The sequence below is a fragment of the Cupriavidus sp. BIC8F genome (genome assembly GCF_032465815.1).
In the GTDB taxonomy this organism is placed as follows: Bacteria; Pseudomonadota; Gammaproteobacteria; order Burkholderiales; family Burkholderiaceae; genus Cupriavidus; species Cupriavidus necator.
Map to the genome: position 1 here is coordinate 2212959 of NZ_CP136095.1, position 19075 is coordinate 2232033.

The following is a 19075-nucleotide window of genomic DNA, read 5'->3' on the forward strand; positions in this document are numbered from 1 at the left end:
TCTTCGCCGCACGCCGGGGTCTTCCGACCCGCCCTCGCCGGCATGCCGTTCTTACAAAGGCAGGTAAAGCGCACTCGCGCCTGAACCGCCCAAGGCTCGCCCTTATCCCCTGGTGCGCCGCCTGCACGCCTGGGCGAGCCCACTTGCCGCGCCGGTACGGAACTTGCGCGACGCTTCTGGCTGAACCTCCCGGAAGCGTGCGACATGAGGCAACACAACCAGCCCGGCACCGCCGCGCCCCCCGCAACTGGCCCGCCGCATGATTGCCAGGCGCCGGCCGGCTTTACGCCGGAGCCGGGGCGCAACTGCTGGCGCGTCGAGCCCTGCCAGCGCTTTGCCATGCTGGTCGACGCCGACGCCTACTTCCGCGCGCTGCGCGAAGCGCTGCCGCGCGCCGAGCACACCATCTTCATCCTGGGCTGGGATATCGACAGCCGCATGGAACTGGTGCCGCAGGGCGCGCAGGACGGCCTGCCGGCGGGCCTGCGCGACTTCCTGTGCGCGCTGGCGGACCAGCGCCCGGAGCTGCGCATCTATATCCTGAGCTGGGACTACGCCATGGTGATGGCGATGGAGCGCGAGTGGCTGCCGTCGGCCAGCGCGCACTGGCAGGCGCACCGGCACCTGTCGTTCCGGCTTGACGGCAACCATCCCCCCGGCGCCTCGCACCACCAGAAGGTGGTGGTCATCGACAACAAGCTCGCCTTTGTCGGCGGGCTGGACCTGACGCTGCGCCGCTGGGACGACAGCCGCCATGCCCCCGGCGCGCCGCTGCGCATGGCCGAAGGCAAGCCCTACCCGCCCTTCCATGACGTGCAGTGCGCACTCGACGGCCCCGCCGCCGCGGCGCTGGGCACCCTGTGCGCGGCGCGCTGGCTGCGCGCCAGCGGCAGCCAGCCGCGCCCGGTTGCGGCCACCGCGTCAGACCCGTGGCCGCCAGGCCTGGCGCCGGAGTTGACCGACGTGCGCGTCGCCATCGCCCGCACCATGCCCATGTGCGAGGACGAGCCCGGTGTCAGCGAGATCCGCATGCTGCTGCGCGATGCCATCGCCTCGGCCCGGCACAGCATCTACATGGAGAACCAGTACTTCAGCTCGCGCGAGATCGCCAACGCGCTGGAGGCACGGCTGGGGCATGAGGAAGGCCCCGATATCGTGCTGGTGTCTAGACACAACGAGAGCGGCTGGCTGGAAGCGCACAGCATGGGCGTGCTGCGCGCGCGCCTGTACCGCCGCCTGCGCGCAGCCGACACGCAGGAACGCTTCTGCCTTTACTGCCCGTCGATTCCGGGCCTGATGCCTGAATGCGTCAACGTGCATAGCAAAGTCACGGTGATCGACGACGACCTCATCACCATCGGCTCATCCAACCTCAGCAACCGCTCGCTGGGGCTGGATACCGAGTGCAATATCGTGGTGGTGTCGGGCGGCGACCCGCGCGTGCAGGCGGCCATTGCCGCCATGCGCGCACGGCTGCTGGGCGAGCACCTGGACGTGACACCGGAAACCTTCCAGGCCGAGGTCGCAGCCACCCGCAGCGTGCTCGCGGCCATCCGCCGCCTGCAGCGCGCGGACGGGCGCTCGCTGGAAGCCTACGAGCCGCCGTTGCCGGACGATGTCGATGCCGCCTCGCCGGCGGCCAGCCTGCTGGACCCGATCGAGCCGATCGACAGCGACCAGGTGCTGGCCGAGTTCGTCAGCCATGAGGCACGCCCGCGCGTGCTCGGGCGCGTCGGAATGATGGTGGCGCTGGCGCTGCTGCTGGCGGGGCTGGCGTTTGCGTGGCGCCATACGCCGCTGCGCGAATGGGCGGACTTCCGCGCGCTGCTCAGCGTGGTCGAGCAGCTGGACGAGATGCCGCTGGCACCGCTGGCGATGATGGGCGTCTACCTGGCCGGCGCGGTGACGATGCTGCCGGTGACGCTGCTGATCCTGGTGACCGTGGTCATATTCGGCCCGCTCTACGGCGCCGCGCTGGCGCTGTGCGGCACCGTGCTGAGCACCGGCGCGGGCTACCTGGCCGGCCGCTTGCTGGGGCGCAATGCCGTGCGCCGCTTTGGCGGCAGGCGGCTGAACCGGGTCAGCCACCAGTTGGGCAAGCACGGGGTGGTGGCGATGGTGGTGCTGCGGCTGGTGCCGATTGCACCGTTCTCGCTGGTCAACCTGGTGATCGGTGCATCGCGCATCAGCCTGCGCGACTGCCTGCTCGGCACCGCACTGGGCATGCTGCCCGGCATCGTGGTCGCTGCCTGCCTGGTGAACCGCGTCGCCGCCGCGGCGCGCGATCCGGGCCTGGTCACCTTCGCCTTGCTGGCGCTGGTGCTGCTGGTGCCGGCGTCGCTGCTGCTGGTGCTGCGCCGCCGGCGCCGGCGCCATGCCGAGGGCGCCGCCGCGCGCCGGCACGACGATCCGCCCGGCCCCCGCGGCCGGCTGGCACGGCTGGCACGGCTGGCGGCACTGCGCCGCCAGGCCTAACGCTGGCGGCGATAGCTGGCGTTCATGAACTGGGTCCACTCGCCGTTCTCGCCCAGCATGTAGGAGGTCAGCGTGCGGTGGTCGTCGTCGGTGAAGGTGATTACGTCGCGGTACTGGGCCATGCGGCCATTGCCGGAGCAATCCGGCCCCTCGGCACGCAGCGTCAGTTGCTGGCCGCCGGCATCGAGCTCGCCTTCATAGATCCACAGGTGAGTCATCATCGAGCCGATGAAGGTCCCCACGAAATGCTTGCGGACGGGGTCGTAGCCCAGCGTCATGACCGTGGTGGACGGGCCGCAGCCGGGCATGTCGCCCTGCGTCACGCACTGGACCCAGACCTCGCCGACGCTGCTCACGCGCTCGGGGATCTCCCACTTCTGCACCGGCTGGTCCGGCCCCATCGATGCCTCGCCTTCGGCGATCCAGTTGCCCACCAGCCGTTGCAGCCAGCGGTGCTCCTTCTGCGCTTCGGTCTTCATTCGCGGTCTCCTCGGGTTGCAGCCACAGATGTTTGTGGATGCCGTACACATAGCCTAGCAAATGAAATGGACAGTGTCCACTTTTGCCTGCGATTTGCTGTGCTGCGTTGGCCTGTCACGGTATCCCTTCAAGCGAGCCATCGCGCGGCACGCAGGGCGATGCGCTGATTGACATGCAGGTATTTGCCTGCATATACTCCTCTCACGCACAAAGACAACGGATGGGATGGACGCTGACAAGGTTTTCAAGGCGCTGGGCGACCCGACACGCAGAAAGCTGCTCGACCTGCTGTACGAGAGGAACGGGCAGACGCTGGGCGAGCTCTGCGAGCACCTGGACATGGCGCGGCAATCGGCCACCCAGCACATCGGGATCCTCGAGGCGGCCAATCTGGTGAGTACGGTCCGGCGTGGCCGGGAGAAGCTGCATTTCATCAACCCGGTGCCGCTGCACGAGGTCTATGAGCGCTGGGTGCGGAAATTCGAACGTCAGCGGCTCAGCCTGCTGCACGACCTGAAGAACGAACTCGAAGGAGATCAGCAATGAGCCAGGAGAAGACCAGCTTCGTCTATGTGACCTACATCCGCTCGACGCCTGAAAAGGTGTTCGAGGCCATCACGAAACCGGAGATCGCGCGGCGCTACTGGGGCCACGAGAACGTCTCCGACTGGAAGCCCGGATCGGCCTGGGAGCACGTGCGCGCCAACGAGCAGCGCACGGTCCAGGTGGTCGGCAAGGTAGTCGAGGCCGCGCCGCCGACGCGCCTGGTCATCACGTGGGCGAGCCCCTCGCAGGCCGCCGATCCGGCCAGCTACAGCCACGTGAGCTTCGACATCGAGGCGTACGAGGAGATGGTGCGGCTGACCGTCACCCACGACGAACTCGAGGCCGGCAGCGGGATGGCCAAGGGCATCAGGCAGGGCTGGCCGATCGTTCTTTCCAGCCTGAAGTCCCTGCTGGAAACAGGGCAGGCCATCGATGTCTTCGCCAAGCCCAAGGCGGCCTGAACCGGGAGTTGCTCATGACCCAGACCTACACCGGCGGATGCGCGTGCGGCGCGATCCGCTACGCAACCAGGCACGCGCCCGTCTTCCAGAACCACTGCCAGTGCCGCGACTGCCAGCGGCGCAGCGGCACCGGGCACGGCTCCTACCTGACCTTTCCCGCGCGCGCCGAGATGACCATCACCGGCGCGGCGGCGCACTGGGAGGTCGCGGGCGACAGCGGCAACGTGAAGGTCCACGCCTTCTGCCCGGTCTGCGGCACGCCGGTCTTCCTGCGCTTTGCCGCGATGCCGGAGCTGATCGCGGTCCACGCGGGCAGCCTGGACGACCCGGACCGCTTCGTGCCGCAGGTCCTCACCTACAGCGTCCGCGGGCCGGCGTGGGACGCCATCGATCCTTCGTTGCAGGCATTCGAGCGGATGCCGGCCGGCTAGCCCTAATGCGGCAGCCTGACCTTGGGCACCACGAACCGGTTGCCCGGGGCGCGCAGCACGTCGCACTGGACCTTGGCCTTGCGCACGGCGCCGTCCTGCGCCAGGTATTCGACGTCGGCCACCACGCTGTAGGCGTCTTCGGCCACCTTGCGGGTCTTGCCGCCGACCCACTTGAAGCTGGCGGGATTGGGCAGCGCTGCCTTGACTGCCTTCATGCAGGCGACCGGGGCCTCCGGGGCCTCGTCCTTGCCGCGCGGCTTTGGTGCGTCGTCTTGCCCGGCAGCCAGCGCCGCCGACGCGCACGTGACCGACAACGCCATCACCAGCGCGGTGGGCAGGGAACGCGAAAAAAGCGGCGAAAGCATCTTGGACTCCTGGGCTGGGGCGGAACTGGACGCCACATTCTAACGCCGGCGCCGATGCCGTTCAGGCCACGGCGCCGGCACAAAAGTTCCCCTGACGCCACCGCCAGGCAGCGCTAGCGCCGCACGCAGGCCTTGTAGGTGAACTTGTCGCCACGAAACATGAATTCGGAGAAAGCCAGCGGCTTGTCGTCGATGTCGTGCGGCGTGAATCGGATGCGCAGCAGCGGCTCGCCCGGCGCCACCTTGAGGCGGCGCGCGGTTTCGGCATTGGCAGGGATCGCTGCGCTCTCCGTGTGCAGGTACTTGAGGCGATAACCCAGGCGGGCTTCCACGATCATCAGTGCATCGTGGCGTTCAAGGTCGTGCTCCAGGATCGCGCGCATCAGGGGTTCGGGCGCCATCGTCATGCCGACCGCCACCGGGGTGCCGGCCACTGACTTGAGCATGGTCACGCACAGCAGCTTTGTTCCCGGCGGCAGGCGCAGCGCATCGGTGGCGATGGCCGGCGCCGCAATCAGACGCGTCGACAGCAGCTTGCCGTGCGCTTCGTGCCCGCGCGCGCGCATGTAGTCGAAAAAGCCAGTCAACGGCCCCAGGTCCGCCTGCCCCGCCGGACGGCTGACAAAGCTGCCCTTGCCGTGCACCGTCTCGATCAGCCCTTCGGCGAGCAGCGATGCCAGCGACTGGCGCACGGTGATGCGGCTGACGCCGAATTCAGCCATCAGCTCAGCCTCGGAGGGCAGCTTGATGCCCGGGGTCCATTCGTTGTTGACGATGCGCTGGCGCAGCGCACCTTCGATCTGCTTGAAGCGAGGCAGTGAGCTTGTTGTCACGAAATTAGCGGTGTTCACGGCATGTCCGATGCGGGCTTCTACTTATCATAACAACATTGACTCATCATAACATGTTATGACAACATGTTCCGACACACCAATGACAAGATTCGCGGCGCCGTTCCACACGTCATGGCGCACGCATACGGAGACAAGCGATGCCAGACCTCTGCGCCCTGTTGCAGCCGCGCACCATCGCCGTGATCGGCGCCTCCACCCAGGCCGACAAGGTAGGTGGCATGCCGGTGCGGCTGCTGAGCGAACTAGGCTACGCCGGCCGCATCATTCCCGTGCATGCCACGGCGCGCGAAGTACAGGGGCTGGCTGCGGTGCCCTCGCTGGATGCGCTGGACACACCGGCCGACCTCGCCATCGTGGCGCTGCCGGTCAGTGCCAGCCTGGACGCCATGCGCCAGCTGGCGCGCAACGGCACGCGCGCCGCGGTGTTCTTCACTTCGGGCTTTGCTGAAACCGGCGGCGACGGCATCGCCATGCAGGCGGAGCTGACGGCCCTGGCGCAGGCGCACGGCATCACGCTGCTGGGGCCCAACTGCCTGGGCGCGATGAACCTGCGCGAGCGCGTCTTTGCCACCTTCTCGCCGATGCCGCTGAGCGGGCTGCCGCCGCTGGGCGATGTCGGGCTGGTCAGCCAGAGCGGCGCCTTTGGCGCCTATGCCTTTGCGCTGGCGCGCGAGGCATCGCTGGGCCTGAGCCACTGGGTCACCACCGGCAACGAGGCCGGCCTGCACGTGGCCGACGTGATCGAATGGCTGGCGCACGACGACGCCACCCGCGTGATCCTGGCCTACCTGGAAGGCTGCCGCGACGGCACGCGCCTGCGCCGCGCGCTGGCGGCGGCGCGTGCCGCGGGCAAGCCGGTGGTGGTGACCAAGGTCGGCACCACCGAGGCCGGGGCCCGCTCCGCGCAATCACACACGGCCAGCCTGGCCGGCGAGGACGCCGTCTACCAGGCGGTCTTCGACGAGTACGGCGTATTCCGCGCCCATACGCTGGATGACTTCTTCCGGCTGGGCTACGTGCTGTCGCGCGGGCGCCGCCCGAGGCACTGGCAGCCCTCGGCGAAAGAGCCGGCAAACACCGTCACGCCGGTCGCATTGGTCACGGTTTCAGGCGGCGTCGGCATCATGATGGCCGACCAGGCCGAGGCGCTGGACCTGCCGCTGCCGCCCATGCCGGAAGCCGCGGCCACTGCGCTGCGCTGCGCCATCCCCTTTGCCAGCACGGCCAATCCCATCGACGTCACCGGGCAGATCGTGGCGCAGCCGGAAGTGCTGCTGGACGCGATTGCCGCCGCGGCGCAAAGCCCCGACTACGGCAGTGTGGTCGCCTTCCTGGCGGGCGGCGTTGGTGCGCCGCGCATCTGGCCCGGGCTGCAGGAAGCTGTCGAGACCCTGCACCGCAGCGGCACCGCGGCGCCGCTGCTGTTCAGCGGGCTGGTCGATGACGAAAAGCGCCGCTGGCTGGAAGCGCGCGGCGCGCTGGTCTTGCGCGAGCCCGCCCACGCGGTGCAGGCCGTAGCCGTGCTGGCCCGCGCCGCCGCGCAGGCTGCGGCAGCACAAGCGAAGCCCGCCGTATCCGCCGCGGCCCTGGCTGCGCCGGACCTCCCGCGCGACACCACGTCGCTGTCCGAGTTCGATGCCATGCAGTGGCTCACCGCCTGCGGCATCCCCACCGCACCCCATGGACTGGCGCGCGATGCCGACGAGGCCGTGCGCATCGCCGAGTCCATCGGCTACCCCGTTGCCGTCAAGCTGTGCTCGCCCGACATCCTGCACAAGAGCGACGTGGGCGGCGTGGTGCTGAACGTGGCTGATGCGCAGGCGGTGCGTGCGGCTTTTGCACAGGTGCAGGCCGCCGCAAACCACGGCAGCCCGGCGCGCTTCGACGGTGCGCTGGTCGCCGGCATGGTGCGCGGCTGGGGCGAGCTGATGGTGGGCGTGCGGCGCGACCCGGTATTCGGGCTGGTGGCGCTGGCCGGCATCGGCGGCACGGCGGTGGAGATCTTCCGGCAGACCGCGTTCGGCCTGGCCCCGCTGACCCATGCCCGCGCCTGCACCATGCTGCGCGCAAGCCGTGCCGAAGCGCTGCTGTGCGGCCATCGCGGCCATCCAGCAGTCGACGCCGATGCCGTGGCCGAAGTGTTCGTGCGCATATCGCAGGCCGCCGCCGCACTCGGGCCGCGGCTGGAAACGCTGGAGATCAATCCGCTGATCGTCACCGCCCAGGGCGTGGTCGCGGCCGATGCCGTAGTCACGCTGCATGCCGGGGACGGTATCAACGACTAAAGCCAAACCCGACGGAGACAACGCCATGAACCAACCCGCTGCGCCCTTCCTTGCCGGCGCGCCCATCGACACGCCCCAGGAAGCCCTCACTGCCGCGGCGGCGCTGCCGCTGGTGCTTGCCACCTATCCGCTGTTTGAAAGCCTGCGCACCTGCCAGCTGCAGACCTCCGTAGCGCAGGCGACGGGTTATGGCCGTGCCCCCGTCAACGTGCTGTCGGCCAGCACGCACCAGTGGACGCACAAGGACCGCGACGTCGTCACCCCGGCCAACGACCTGCTCTACTTCTGCGCCTGGGTCAACCTGGCCGACGGCCCGGTCACGCTGCGCGTGCCGGCACTGCCGGACGCCAGCCGCTATTACGTGGTGGAGCTGCTGGACGCCTGGACCAACAACTTCGAGAACCTGGGCCCGCGCAACGTGCCCGCGGCCGGCGCCGACATCGTGCTGGCCGGCCCCGGGCAGCACGCCGAAGGCGACCACGTGGTGCGCTGCCCCACGTCACTGGTCTGGCTGCTGGGCCGCGTGCTGGTGACCGGTGCCGACGACCTGCCGGCGGCGAGCGCCTTCGAGAACGGCTTCCGCCTGTCCGGCGGCACCAGCATGCAGCCCGCCTGCGTGCGCGACTGGCAGGAAGGCGGCGAGCCCGCGCTGGACTTCTTCGCCAACATCTTCAACGCGCTGCGCGAGTATCCTGCCGAGCCTTCTGCCGCGGGCCTGCTGTCACTGCTGCGCAAATGCGGCATCCGCGCCGGCGACGCCGTCGATGTGGGCGCGCTGCGGCCTGCGGTGCAACAGGGCCTGGTCCGCGCCTGGCACGAAGGCATGGCCCTGATCGAGGCCAACACCCGCAGCCATGCGCGCAAGAGCTGGACCTACAGCCTGCTGCTGGGCCGCTATGGCGACGACTGGATGCAGCGCGCGGTCACCGCGATGAAGGGCCTGGGCGCACTGCGCGCCGACGAGGCCGTCTATGCCGCTGCCGACTACGACGCCGACGGCGAACTGCTGCACGGCCGCCACGCCTACGCGCTGCACTTCCCGGCGGGACACCTGCCGCCGGCGCAGGCGTTCTGGTCGGTCTCGCTCTACGGCGCCGACCGATTCTTCACCGACAACGCCATCGGGCGCTACGCACTGGGCGACCGCAGCCCCGGGCTGCAATACGATGCCGACGGTGGCCTCACGCTGACCATCTCGCACCAGCGCCCCACGCAGGCGCAGGACAACTGGCTGCCGGCACCTGACGGCCCGTTCTACCTGATCCTGCGGCTCTACCACCCGACCGATGGCTTCATGGCCGGCGACTACGTGATCCCGCCCTTGCGGCGCGTTGCCTGATGGAGCGCGCCATGGAGCCCCACGACAACCAGCTCGGCACGCTGGCGCGCGACGCGGTGCGCTACACGCTGCCGCTGTACGAGATGGCGCGCATGCGCGCCGCCACCTGCCCGCGCCGCGATGGCGCCGGGGTCTTTGCCGGCGACGGGCCCGATTCCACACTGCGCTGGATCAACACTGCCACGCATGTGCGCGCGCTGCTCGGCCCGCAGCACCGGCAGGTCGTCACGCCGAACAACGACACGCTCTACACCAATGCGTGGCTCGACCTGTCCGGCGGCCCGCTGCTGCTCGACGTGCCCGACTGCCACGGCCGCTACTACGTGCTCGGCCTGCTCGACGCCTATACCAACCCGTTCGGCTATATCGGCACCCGCACCACCGGCGCGCAAGGCGGCACGTGGCTGCTGCATGGGCCAGCCTGGCGCGGCGAGGTGCCGGCCGGCGCAACGCCGCTGCCCTGTCCCACCAACGCGGTCTGGATCATCGGCCGCATCCTGGCCGATGGCGAAGCCGATTTGCCGGGTGCACATGCCCTGCAGGACGGCATCCGCCTGCGCCGGCCAGACGGCACCAGGGCAGCAACCGTATTCGATGCTGGCATGCAAGCCGGCGAGCGGCCAGCCGATCCCGACCGCTACGCCGCCGTCGTCACCCGCATGCTGCGCGAGAACCCGCCACCCGCCGCCGAAGCGGAACTGGTCCGCGCCTTTGCCCCGGCCGGCATCGGCAGCAATGCGGCGCTGAGCGGGGCACAGCGCGCGGCGCTGGCCACCGCGCTGACGCAGGTCGACGCGGAACTGGCCGCGCCCAGGGCCTCCGCGCTGGGCGGCGGCTGGTTCCTGCCGGTGGAAATCCGCACCTCGTTCGGCACCCACTACGCTCTGCGCGCCGAAGTGGCGCGCAACTACATCGGTGCGCTAGGCGTTGAGGAAGCCATGTACCTGATGGCCGATTGCGATGGCGATGGCTTGCCGCTGGACGGCACGCACCAGTATGAACTGGTGTTTCCCCGGCAAGGACTACCCCAAGTGGGCGCATTCTGGTCGCTGACCATGTACCGTAAATCGGACTGCATGCTGGTCGAGAACCCCCTGCAGCGCTACTCGCTGGGCGACCGCTCGCCGACCCTGCGCTCGGCGCCCGATGGCAGCCTGCGCATCGTGCTGGGCGCGCAACCCCCTTCGGAGAACGCCCTGGCCGGCAACTGGCTGCCGGCACCCGCGGAGCCGTTCTATGTAGCGTTGCGCCTCTACGTGCCCGGCACCACGCACCTGGAACGCACCTTCCGCTATCCACCCATCCGCCGCATGAAGGAACCATCATGAATCGGACCTCAATCTTCGCCCGGGCCGTGCTGACGGCCGGCCTGGCGATGCTGTGCCTGGCCAGCCCCGCGCAGGCGCAAACGTATCCGTCGCGGCCGGTCAAGCTGGTGTCGCCATATGGCGCTGGCGGCTCCAATGACATCTCTGCCCGCATCCTTGCCGAGGCACTTGGCCACAAGCTTGGCCAACAGGTGGTGGTGGAGAACAAACCTGGCGCCGGCACGCGCCTGGCCACCGAGCAGGTGGCCCATGCCGCGCCGGACGGCTACACGCTGCTGTGGGCCGCCGCGCCCTTCGCCATCAATACCGCGGCAGGAATCGCTCAGCGCTACGACGTTCACAAGGACTTCGTGCCAGTAGGGCCGCGCGTGCTGGGCCCGGTCTTCCTGATCGTCAATGCCAGCTCGCCGGCTCGCACCGTGGCCGACTTCGTGCGCATGGCCCGGGACAAGCCGGATGGCGTGACGCTGGCCTCCCCGGGCGCAGGCTCCGGCCCGCACCTGACCGCCGAACTGTTCGGGCAGGTCGGCAAGTTCAAGCTGCTGAATGTCCACTACCGCGGCGACGCCACCGCCTATACCGAACTGCTGGCCGGCCGCGCGGACGCCACCCTGACCGCCATCACCTCGGCGCTGCCCTTTATCAAGGCCGGCAAGCTGCGCGTGCTGGCAGTGGCCTCGGAACAGCGTTCGCCGGTCTATCCGGATGCGCCCACCTTTGCCGAGCAGGGTTACCCGGGCATGGTCGGCTACGGCTGGTTCGGCCTGGTCGCGCCGGCCGGCACACCGCCCGCCGTCTCCGAGCGCTTGAACCGCGAGGCATCGGCCGTGCTGGCCGATGCCGACATCCGCAAGAAGCTGCTGGGGCTGGGGCTTGAGCCGCAGCCAGAGCCGGGCAGCGCGTTTTCCGCCTTCATCGACCAGGAGATCGGCAAATGGGGCAAGCTGATCAAGGCGCGCGGCATCAAGCTGGAGTGAGACATCCCCTTCGACGTAGGCAACACGTGACAATCCATCCCAAGGAGACAACGCCATCATGATGACCGCTGCCCCCCTGCTGCGCGGCCCGCTGCTGCAAGTCGCCCTGCCCCTGCTCACCATGCTGGCCCTGGCCGCCGCGCCCGCCCCCGCTGGTGCACAGGGCGCCTACCCGGCCAAGCCCATCCACCTGATCGTTGCCTACCCGCCGGGCGGGCTGACGGACACGCTGGCGCGCACCATCGGCGATGGCCTGTCGCGCCAGCTCGGCAAGACGGTGGTCGTGGAGAACAAGGGCGGCGCCGGCGGCATCATCGGCACCGACTACGTCGCCAAGTCGGCGCCTGACGGCTATACGCTGCTGATGACCATTCCCGGCCCGATCACATCCAACCTGGCGCTGTACAAGAAGCTGCCCTACGATCCGCGCACCGAACTGCGCCCGATCTCCGACATCGCCACCGCGCGCACCGTGCTGGCGGTCAACAGCAGCGTGCCGGCCAAGACCGTTGCCGAACTGCTGGCCTATGCCAAGGCGTCGCCCGGCAAGCTGCGCATGGGGTCGTGGGGCCCGGGCACGCAGCCGCATACGATCCAGACCTACCTCGCCAGGCAATACCAGGCGGACATGCTGCACGTGCCCTACCGCGGCGAAGGGCCGATGGTGACCGACCTGCTGGCCGGCCAGGTCAACGTGACGGTGGGCTCCGTGACCGCACTCAAGCAACACTTCGCCACCGGCAAGCTGCGGCCCCTCGCGGTCACCGGCACGCGCCGCGCACAGGGCCTGCCAGACGTGCCGACCTTCGCGGAAGCCGGCTACGCTGACGACCCGTTCCGGCTGACCGGCCCCATCACCCTGATGGCACCGGCCAGGACGCCGCAGGACATCATCGACCGCCTGGGCCGCGAGACCGCCAGCCTGGTCGCCAGCGCCGACATGCAGCGGCGCATCGTGGACATGGGCGCGGAACCGCTCGGCAATACCCCGGCACAGGCGGAGGCAGCGTACAAGGCCTACCTGCCAGTGGTGCTGAAGCTGACGGCGGATACCGGGGTGACGCTGGATTGACAGCCACAGCGTGAACCGGTCGTGCCGGCGACTGCGTGCTACAGTCGTCGGCAACAGGCATACCGTGAACACGCAAGCATGAAAACGCTGCTGATCGTCTATCACACCATGACCGGGGGCACCCGGCAGATGGCCGAGGCCGCCGCTGACGCGGCCCGCCAGCAGCCCGGCGTCACGGTCGTGCTCAAGACAGCTGCCGAGGCCGGCCCGGACGATGTCCTTGCCGCCGACGGCTATCTCTTCGCCACGCCGGAGAACCTGGCCGCCATGGCAGGGATGATGAAGGACTTCTTCGACCGCTGCTATTACGCCGCGCTGGACCGCATCAACGGCCGCCCCTACGCCACCATGATCTGCGCCGGCAGCGATGGCGAGAATGCGCTGCGCCAGATCGACCGCATCGCCACCGGCTGGCGGCTCAACGGCGTGGCGCCGGGGCTGATCGTCTGTACGCATGCGCAGACGCCTGAGCGCATCCTCGCACCCAAGCACATTGAAGCCGGGGACCTGGCGCGTTGCGCGGAGCTGGGTGAGGGGTTGGCGGCGGGGTTGGGTCTTGGGGTGTTCTGATGGCACGCAGGGGCCATCCGGCGCTACGGGGCGAGGCGGGCCCGTTCAGGCAGCCAGTGGTGCGATGCCGCGCGAGGTGTCCTTGCCGCCCTCTTCCTCCTGCACGATCAGCGCGACGCCACGCCGCCTGGCCGCAGCCATGCCGATATTGACGGCGATTTCGCGATCCTCGCAGTGCACCAGGCCCTTTAGGGCACTTTCGACCGTCAGTTCCCAGCCTTGCGCCGTCTGCCTGATCAGGAAGTTCGCAGCCATGGGTCGCTCCGTCGTTGGTGTTCTTGCAGCGTAGTCCATGGGCCTGCCAATGAAATCGGCGTCAGTCCGATAGCGTGCGGGCACTTCTCCTACACCAGGGTGGGGACGGTCAAATCCAGGCGCCGTACATGACACACAATAATCGCGGAAATATGATTGTTGATGCATGTCATGGTTATAACTCCCCGATCGATCCAAAAATCCTCCTCGACTACGAGAAACCTGAGCCCCGGACCCGCGAGAAACCGTGCCGCGCACGGTCACACGCCGGATCATGATTATCGGTGACAGGCCCGGGCAAGCCGGATCAGCAACCGGCACTTTGCCCGCGCCCAATTCCGATATATCTCCAGGAGGAGACCCATGGATGTACACGATATCGCCGGCACGGCTGTGGCCGGCTCACCGGCCCCGGTTCCGCGCGCCAGACCCCCGCTTCCCGGCAAGAGCATGCTGCAGGATGTTGAGCAGATCCGCCTGGCGATCGAGATGATCGGCCTGGGCGCCCGCCTGCAGGTGCTGGAATCCGAAGTGTCGCTGCCACGCGTGCGGCTGATCCGGCTGTACAAGGAGCTGTGCGGAGTATCGCCGCCCAAGGGCATGCTGCCGTTCTCCACGGACTGGTTTGTCACCTGGCGCCCGAATGCCCATGCCTCGATGCTGCTTGGCGCCTACCGCTTCATGACCAGCCGCGGTGGCCTGGACGGGATCCGCGCGGTCTTGTCCAGCTACCGCATGTACCGCGAACAGCTGTGCGCCACCGGCGAGGCCTCGCAGCTGAGCTTTACCCGCGCCTGGACGCTGGTGCGCTTCTATGAGCGCGGCATGCTGCGGCTGGCGCGCTGCAGGGACTGCCGGGGTGAGTATGTCGTGCAGGCCGACGATGCGCGCCACCGCTACGTCTGCGGGCTATGCCTGCCGCCGGCGCGCGCAGGCAAGTGCCGCAAACCCGGCTGACGCCGCGCAAGCCGTCCCAGTGTCTGCCGCCGCACAGTCCGGTGCACGGCAGGCTTCCATGATGAGTGCTTCTGCCATCCAGGCCGCCGGCGTTCCAGGCCGGCCCCGCTTGTACCAGGGAGCCTCGCCCATGTTCAGGATCACTATGCTTGGAAAAAAGACCGGCGCGGCCGCGCCCGACAACAATGGCCACAACGCCGCCGAAGCTCCCGCGCCGGCCGCGCCCGGCGAGCCGGGCAAGACGATGCCGGAACAGTTGGCGCAAAACCTCAAGACACAAGGCGATGCCATGATCCAGTACGGTGCGCGCCTGCTGGTGATGCGCGAGCTGCTGTGCTCGCTGACCACGGGCCTGCCGCCGGCGGCGCGCGCCAGCGCCGAGCAGCGCTTCCGCCAGCGCATCAACCAGTTGATGTCGCTGACCGACGACCATGTCCTGCCGGCGGAATTCCACCGCGCCCTGCTTGCCGAGGTCAATTACTATCTGGGCGAGCTGAAAAAACCCTGAGCAATGCCTGTCGGATAATCCCGCCGGTCATTATTGCAGGCCTGGCGGCGCCGCCTGCGCGTATTATTCAGCGCCATTTTCCTTTCTCCGGATCGCAGCCTGAAATGCCCTGCCCCTGCCAGGGCATTTCCGCGGAATCTCCCAGGCGCTGCAATAATCTCGCCCTGTTTGCTACTGGTAGTAACCGTCATCGCCGGGCAGCGGCCATCGTGCTACAGTGCGCCCTTCGGAGAACGCTTGCGCAGCGACGCACAGCGCACTCATGCCGCCCCTCTCAGCCGGCACACCGCCCGAATTATTGCCGCGCAGCCGCCTGCCCGGGGCCATTGCCCCAGCCGCCGCTGCCGCTCCCTAGGATCTTCATGAAACACCGGCTCCAGGCTGCGCTCACCATCGCAGTCTTCAAGCTCGTCGCCGCCCTGCCGTACGGTGTCACCGCACGCCTGGGCGATGCGATCGGCAAGCTGCTGTATCGCATTCCCAGCCGCCGCCGGCGCATTGTCCATACCAACCTGTCCCTGTGCTTCCCGGACATGGATGCAGACACGCGGGACAAGCTGGCACGAAACCACTTCGGCCACGTCCTGCGCAGCTACCTGGAGCGTGGCGTGCAGTGGTTCGGCAGCGCCGAGCGCCTGGGCAAGCTGGTGGAACTGGACTCGCGCATCGACCTGGCCTCGTGCGCGGAGCATCCGACCATCTTCATGGGCTTCCATTTCGTCGGCATCGAGGCCGGCTGCATGTTCTATTCGATGCGCCACCCGGTGGCCTCGCTGTACACCAGGATGTCCAGCCCGATGCTGGAACAAATCTCGCGCACGCAGCGCGGGCGCTTTGGCGCCGAGATGATCCCGCGCAGCGGCAGCGGCAAGCAGGTGGTGCGCACGCTGCGCGCCGGCTGCCCGGTGATGCTGGCGTCGGACATGGATTTCGGCATCAACGATTCGGTGTTCGTGCCGTTCTTTGGCGTGCCGGCCTGCACGCTGACCTCGGCCTCGCGCCTGGCCAGCATGACCGGCGCGCGCGTGGTGCCCTTCACCACCGAAGTGCTGCCCGACTACCGCGGCTACCGGCTGCGCATATTCGACCCGCTGGAAGGCTTCCCCTCGGGCAGCGTCGAGGAAGATTCGCGCCGCATGAACGCCTTCCTCGAAACCCAGATCGCCACCATGCCGGAGCAGTATTACTGGATCCACCGGCGCTTCAAGAACCGGCCCGCAGGCATGCCGTCGGTGTACTGAGCCCGGATTATCCGGCCGCGCGGCGCCAGGCCTCCTGGATGTCCGCCACCAGCCGCGCCAGCTGGGCCGCATAGCGGGCATTGTCGCGGCCGCGCTCGCTCTCGTTGAACGGGAAGCTGATATTGAGCCCGTACAGCTGCTGGTCCGGTCCGGAGAATGCGGCCCCCACCGCCAGCAGGTGCCCGGGCTGGTAGGCCGCGGTGCAATAGCCGTGCCGCTGCGCCTGCGCAATGCCGCGCAGCACCTGCGCCCGCATGCCGGTCCAGGCCTCGCCCTGGCGCGCGGCGACGCCGGCCAGCAGGTCCTCCCTCACCCCCTCAGGCTGCGCCGCCAGCCATGACAGCCCGATCGCCGTCATCTCCATCGGCACGCGTGTTCCCGGCACCACGCGCCGCGTGCGCGACACGCTGTCGCGGCTGTGCCGGATCGACGCCAGGTACACCATCTCCAGCTGGTCGCCCACGGCCAGCCCCACGTTGACCTTGCCGGACTCGGCCACCTTGCGCATCAGCGGCAATGCAATGTCCGGGGCGCGGCTGGACTGGTGGAAGGCATCGGCCAGGCTCAGCACCACCGGCGCCAGCCGGTAGGCGCGTTCGTTCACGTCATAGCGCAGGAAGCCGGCATCCACCAGCGAGCGCGTCAGCCGGCTGACGGTGGGGCGCGGCAGGCCGGTGCGCACCGCCAGCTCGGCATTGGTCAGGCTGGTGGTGCCAACACGGAAAGCCCGCAGCAGCACCAGCCCGCGCTCCAGCGACTGGCTGCCCGCGGTGTCGCGGGTAAAGCGGCCGGTCTGGTGCGTGACGCGGCGGGTGGAGAGCTCTGGCAGCACAGCGTCCGGCATCGTCAGTAATTTCAGTTAGTGAAATTTGAGTATAGCGGTACGGCCGTGCGGCGCGAATACTGTGTGCATCCCGGCCCCGAGCCGACCCACCACAGAGGAGCGCCCCACATGTCAACCGACGCCGATATCCAGGTCGCCCATGAAGGCCACGTGGCCCGCATCGTCCTGTCCCGCCCGCCGCACAATTTTGTCGATGCCGACATCATGCGGCGCCTGGCCGACACCCTGCAGGCGTTGGACGATGACCACAACTGCCGCGCCATCGTGCTGGCGTCCGGCGTCAGCGCGTTCTGCGCCGGCGCCGACTTCAGCGGCGCCGACCAGGGCGCGGTCGCCAACGACCCGAGCGGCTTCTACGCGCATGCGATGAGGCTCTACCGCAACCGCAAGCCGATCGTGGCTGCGGTGGAAGGCGCCGCCATCGGCGCCGGCATGGGGCTGGCGCTGGTGGCGGACTTCCGCGTGACCTGCGCCGAGGCGCGCTTCAGCGCCAACTTCAACCGGCTGGGCTTTCACCCCGGCTTCGGCATGAGCCTGACGCTGCCGCGGCTGGTGGGCGAGCAGCAGGCCGCGCTGCTGTTCTACACCGGCCGGCGCATCACCGGCACCGACGCCGTCGAGATCGGCCTGGCCGACGAACTGGTGGAAAAGGCGCAGGTCAATGCCCGCGCCATGGCCCTGGCGCAGGAGATCGCCGGCTCTGCCCCGCTGGCCGTGGAAACCACGCGCGCCACGCTGCGCGAAGGGCTGGCTGACCGCATCGCCGAGATCAACCAGCGCGAACTGGCAATCCAGCACGGACAGTTCCGCAGCGAAGACTTCCGCGAGGGCGTCGCCGCCATGGCCGCGCGCCGCGCCCCTGTTTTCAAGCGCCGTTGAAGGAGTGGGCCTGATGAGCGAACAAGACACCCGCGCCACGCCGGCCGGCCCGCTGGACGGCATCCGCGTGCTGGACCTCACTGCGGTCGTGCTCGGGCCGCTGGCCACGCAGGTGCTGGCCGACTTTGGCGCCGACGTGATCAAGATCGAAGGGCCGGAAGGCGACCTGATGCGCGCCAACGGCGTCTCGCAGCACGCCGGCATGAGCTCGATCTACCTGGCGCTGAACCGCAACAAGCGCTCGGTCGTGCTCGACCTGAAGACGCCCGAGGGCGCCGCAGCGCTGCGCGGGCTGATCGCCAGCGCCGACGTGCTGGTGCACAACATGCGCGTAGCCGCGATCGAGCGGCTGGGCTTCGGCTATGCCGAGGTGGCGCGCATCAACCCGCGCATCGTTTACTGCGTGGCCACCGGCTTCGGCCAGGACGGCCCGCACCGCGACAAGCCGGCCTTCGACGACATCATCCAGGCCGGCTGCGGGCTGGTCGCGCTGGGTTCCACCACCGGCGATCGCCCCGAGTACGTGCCCAGCCTGATCGCCGACAAGACCACCGGGCTGGCACTGGCCAACGCTGTGCTGGCAGCCCTGCTGTACCGCGAGCGCCACGGCGTCGGCCAGTCGGTGGAGGTGCCGATGCTGGAGACCATGACCGCGTTCGTGCTGGCCGAGCACCTGGGCGGCCTGACCTTCGAGCCCGCGCCCGCCGGTGCCGGCTACGCCCGCCTGCTGCAAGGCGGGCGCCGCCCCGCGCCGACCCGCGACGGCTGGATCTGCGCCCTGCCCTACACCGAGCGCCACTGGCAAGCCTTCTTCCGCGCGGTGGGCCGCGACGACCTGGCCGAGCGCTACGAAGTGGCCGACCGCGCGCAGCGCAACGCCAATATCCGTGCGCTGTACGGGCACCTGGCCGAACTGACGCCGGCGCGCACCACCGACGAATGGATGGAGTTGTTCGAGTCGCTCGACATCCCCGCCACGCCGATCTACGGCCTGGACGCGCTGGTCGACCATCCGCACCTGCGCGCCGTCGGCCTGTTCCAGGAAACGCAGCACCCCACCGAAGGCCCGCTGCGCGAAGTGCGCCCCGCCGCGCGCTTCTCGGCCACGCCGCTGTCGCTGCGCCGCCATGCGCCGCGGCTGGGCGAACACACCGCCGAAGTCCTGCAGGAGCTGGGCCTCGCGCAAGGCGTCAGCCAACGATAACGAA

20 protein-coding genes are annotated in these 19075 nt (G+C 68.8%); 15 read left to right on the forward strand and 5 right to left on the reverse strand.

What is annotated here, in order from left to right; translation table 11 throughout:
- Positions 1 to 204 precede the first annotated feature (204 nt).
- Positions 205 to 2475: a VTT domain-containing protein gene (locus tag RS901_RS30220; RefSeq protein ID WP_316154182.1), complete on the forward strand. Its 2271-nt coding sequence runs from the start codon at positions 205 to 207 to the stop codon at positions 2473 to 2475.
- Here RS901_RS30220 and RS901_RS30225 read toward each other — a convergent pair.
- Positions 2472 to 2954, reverse strand: a complete 483-nt coding sequence (locus tag RS901_RS30225; protein WP_316154184.1) for a DUF1579 domain-containing protein — start codon at positions 2952 to 2954, stop codon at positions 2472 to 2474. The genes RS901_RS30220 and RS901_RS30225 overlap by 4 nt on opposite strands.
- 226 nt (positions 2955 to 3180) lie before the next feature.
- On the opposite strand from RS901_RS30225, the gene RS901_RS30230 reads away from it, so the two are divergent.
- The 3 genes from RS901_RS30230 to RS901_RS30240 are packed head-to-tail and all read left to right on the forward strand — an operon-like array spanning position 3181 to position 4393.
- Complete coding sequence (locus RS901_RS30230; protein ID WP_316154186.1) at positions 3181 to 3501, forward strand: helix-turn-helix domain-containing protein; 321 nt, start codon at positions 3181 to 3183, stop codon at positions 3499 to 3501.
- A complete protein-coding gene (locus tag RS901_RS30235; protein ID WP_316154188.1) occupies positions 3498 to 3962 on the forward strand; it encodes an SRPBCC family protein in 465 nt (154 codons plus the stop codon). The genes RS901_RS30230 and RS901_RS30235 overlap by 4 nt, the downstream gene beginning before the upstream one ends.
- Positions 3963 to 3976: 14 nt before the next feature.
- The gene (locus RS901_RS30240; protein WP_316154189.1) at positions 3977 to 4393 is read left to right on the forward strand and encodes a GFA family protein; all 417 of its coding nucleotides are present in this window, start codon (positions 3977 to 3979) and stop codon (positions 4391 to 4393) included.
- 2 nt (positions 4394 to 4395) lie between these two features.
- On the opposite strand, the gene RS901_RS30245 is transcribed toward RS901_RS30240, so the two are convergent.
- Positions 4396 to 4758: a DUF2880 domain-containing protein gene (locus RS901_RS30245; RefSeq protein ID WP_316154190.1), complete on the reverse strand. Its 363-nt coding sequence runs from the start codon at positions 4756 to 4758 to the stop codon at positions 4396 to 4398.
- Positions 4759 to 4871: 113 nt separating this feature from the next.
- Complete coding sequence (locus tag RS901_RS30250) at positions 4872 to 5609, reverse strand: GntR family transcriptional regulator (protein ID WP_316154191.1); 738 nt, start codon at positions 5607 to 5609, stop codon at positions 4872 to 4874.
- Positions 5610 to 5749: 140 nt separating this feature from the next.
- On the opposite strand from RS901_RS30250, the gene RS901_RS30255 reads away from it, so the two are divergent.
- From RS901_RS30255 to RS901_RS30280, 6 genes are all read left to right on the forward strand, one after another.
- Positions 5750 to 7897 (forward strand): acetate--CoA ligase family protein, encoded by a 2148-nt coding sequence (locus tag RS901_RS30255; protein WP_316154193.1) that lies wholly within the window; start codon positions 5750 to 5752, stop codon positions 7895 to 7897.
- Positions 7898 to 7922: 25 nt separating this feature from the next.
- The gene (locus RS901_RS30260) at positions 7923 to 9236 is read left to right on the forward strand and encodes a DUF1254 domain-containing protein (protein WP_316154194.1); all 1314 of its coding nucleotides are present in this window, start codon (positions 7923 to 7925) and stop codon (positions 9234 to 9236) included.
- 11 nt (positions 9237 to 9247) lie between these two features.
- The gene (locus RS901_RS30265) at positions 9248 to 10564 is read left to right on the forward strand and encodes a DUF1254 domain-containing protein (RefSeq protein WP_316154195.1); all 1317 of its coding nucleotides are present in this window, start codon (positions 9248 to 9250) and stop codon (positions 10562 to 10564) included.
- Entirely contained in the window at positions 10561 to 11541 is a 981-nt protein-coding gene (locus RS901_RS30270; RefSeq protein WP_316154197.1) for a tripartite tricarboxylate transporter substrate binding protein, read from the forward strand. Before RS901_RS30265 ends, RS901_RS30270 begins: the two co-directional genes overlap by 4 nt.
- Before the next feature lie 58 nt (positions 11542 to 11599).
- Entirely contained in the window at positions 11600 to 12613 is a 1014-nt protein-coding gene (locus RS901_RS30275; RefSeq protein ID WP_316154199.1) for a tripartite tricarboxylate transporter substrate binding protein, read from the forward strand.
- A 78-nt stretch (positions 12614 to 12691) separates the two neighbouring features.
- Positions 12692 to 13183, forward strand: a complete 492-nt coding sequence (locus tag RS901_RS30280; protein WP_018309499.1) for a flavodoxin family protein — start codon at positions 12692 to 12694, stop codon at positions 13181 to 13183.
- A gap of 45 nt (positions 13184 to 13228) precedes the next feature.
- On the opposite strand, the gene RS901_RS30285 is transcribed toward RS901_RS30280, so the two are convergent.
- A complete protein-coding gene (locus RS901_RS30285; RefSeq protein ID WP_316154200.1) occupies positions 13229 to 13438 on the reverse strand; it encodes a hypothetical protein in 210 nt (69 codons plus the stop codon).
- A gap of 363 nt (positions 13439 to 13801) precedes the next feature.
- Between RS901_RS30285 and flhC the strand changes: the two genes are divergently transcribed.
- The 3 genes from flhC (at position 13802) to RS901_RS30300 (ending at position 16144) form a co-directional block, all read left to right on the forward strand.
- Entirely contained in the window at positions 13802 to 14395 is a 594-nt protein-coding gene (flhC, locus tag RS901_RS30290) for a flagellar transcriptional regulator FlhC (protein WP_410054197.1), read from the forward strand.
- A 130-nt stretch (positions 14396 to 14525) separates the two neighbouring features.
- On the forward strand, positions 14526 to 14903 hold the full coding sequence (locus RS901_RS30295; RefSeq protein WP_316154201.1) for a hypothetical protein: 378 nt from the start codon (positions 14526 to 14528) through the stop codon (positions 14901 to 14903).
- A 362-nt stretch (positions 14904 to 15265) separates the two neighbouring features.
- Entirely contained in the window at positions 15266 to 16144 is an 879-nt protein-coding gene (locus tag RS901_RS30300) for a lipid A biosynthesis lauroyl acyltransferase (protein ID WP_114135422.1), read from the forward strand.
- Positions 16145 to 16151: 7 nt separating this feature from the next.
- On the opposite strand, the gene RS901_RS30305 is transcribed toward RS901_RS30300, so the two are convergent.
- Positions 16152 to 16988: an IclR family transcriptional regulator gene (locus tag RS901_RS30305; RefSeq protein WP_316154202.1), complete on the reverse strand. Its 837-nt coding sequence runs from the start codon at positions 16986 to 16988 to the stop codon at positions 16152 to 16154.
- Between the two features lie 108 nt (positions 16989 to 17096).
- Here RS901_RS30305 and RS901_RS30310 point away from each other — a divergent pair, with 108 nt between their 5' ends.
- Positions 17097 to 17867 (forward strand): enoyl-CoA hydratase/isomerase family protein, encoded by a 771-nt coding sequence (locus tag RS901_RS30310; protein ID WP_316154203.1) that lies wholly within the window; start codon positions 17097 to 17099, stop codon positions 17865 to 17867.
- A gap of 13 nt (positions 17868 to 17880) precedes the next feature.
- Positions 17881 to 19071 (forward strand): CoA transferase, encoded by a 1191-nt coding sequence (locus tag RS901_RS30315; protein WP_316154204.1) that lies wholly within the window; start codon positions 17881 to 17883, stop codon positions 19069 to 19071.
- Positions 19072 to 19075 lie beyond the last annotated feature (4 nt).

Excerpts from the sequence above, each read along its gene's own strand:
- RS901_RS30265 (WP_316154195.1), top strand. The coding sequence starts at position 9,248 with ATGGAGCCCCACGACAACCAGCTCGGCACGCTGGCGCGCGACGCGGTG.
- RS901_RS30225 (WP_316154184.1), bottom strand. The coding sequence starts at position 2,954 with ATGAAGACCGAAGCGCAGAAGGAGCACCGCTGGCTGCAACGGCTGGTG.
- RS901_RS30245 (WP_316154190.1), bottom strand. The coding sequence starts at position 4,758 with ATGCTTTCGCCGCTTTTTTCGCGTTCCCTGCCCACCGCGCTGGTGATG.
- RS901_RS30270 (WP_316154197.1), top strand. The coding sequence starts at position 10,561 with ATGAATCGGACCTCAATCTTCGCCCGGGCCGTGCTGACGGCCGGCCTG.
- RS901_RS30300 (WP_114135422.1), top strand. The coding sequence starts at position 15,266 with ATGAAACACCGGCTCCAGGCTGCGCTCACCATCGCAGTCTTCAAGCTC.
- RS901_RS30230 (WP_316154186.1), top strand. The coding sequence starts at position 3,181 with ATGGACGCTGACAAGGTTTTCAAGGCGCTGGGCGACCCGACACGCAGA.
- RS901_RS30275 (WP_316154199.1), top strand. The coding sequence starts at position 11,600 with ATGATGACCGCTGCCCCCCTGCTGCGCGGCCCGCTGCTGCAAGTCGCC.
- RS901_RS30285 (WP_316154200.1), bottom strand. The coding sequence starts at position 13,438 with ATGGCTGCGAACTTCCTGATCAGGCAGACGGCGCAAGGCTGGGAACTG.
- RS901_RS30255 (WP_316154193.1), top strand. The coding sequence starts at position 5,750 with ATGCCAGACCTCTGCGCCCTGTTGCAGCCGCGCACCATCGCCGTGATC.
- RS901_RS30305 (WP_316154202.1), bottom strand. The coding sequence starts at position 16,988 with ATGCCGGACGCTGTGCTGCCAGAGCTCTCCACCCGCCGCGTCACGCAC.
- RS901_RS30310 (WP_316154203.1), top strand. The coding sequence starts at position 17,097 with ATGTCAACCGACGCCGATATCCAGGTCGCCCATGAAGGCCACGTGGCC.
- RS901_RS30220 (WP_316154182.1), top strand. The coding sequence starts at position 205 with ATGAGGCAACACAACCAGCCCGGCACCGCCGCGCCCCCCGCAACTGGC.
- RS901_RS30235 (WP_316154188.1), top strand. The coding sequence starts at position 3,498 with ATGAGCCAGGAGAAGACCAGCTTCGTCTATGTGACCTACATCCGCTCG.
- RS901_RS30280 (WP_018309499.1), top strand. The coding sequence starts at position 12,692 with ATGAAAACGCTGCTGATCGTCTATCACACCATGACCGGGGGCACCCGG.
- RS901_RS30260 (WP_316154194.1), top strand. The coding sequence starts at position 7,923 with ATGAACCAACCCGCTGCGCCCTTCCTTGCCGGCGCGCCCATCGACACG.
- flhC (WP_410054197.1), top strand. The coding sequence starts at position 13,802 with ATGGATGTACACGATATCGCCGGCACGGCTGTGGCCGGCTCACCGGCC.
- RS901_RS30240 (WP_316154189.1), top strand. The coding sequence starts at position 3,977 with ATGACCCAGACCTACACCGGCGGATGCGCGTGCGGCGCGATCCGCTAC.
- RS901_RS30295 (WP_316154201.1), top strand. The coding sequence starts at position 14,526 with ATGTTCAGGATCACTATGCTTGGAAAAAAGACCGGCGCGGCCGCGCCC.
- RS901_RS30315 (WP_316154204.1), top strand. The coding sequence starts at position 17,881 with ATGAGCGAACAAGACACCCGCGCCACGCCGGCCGGCCCGCTGGACGGC.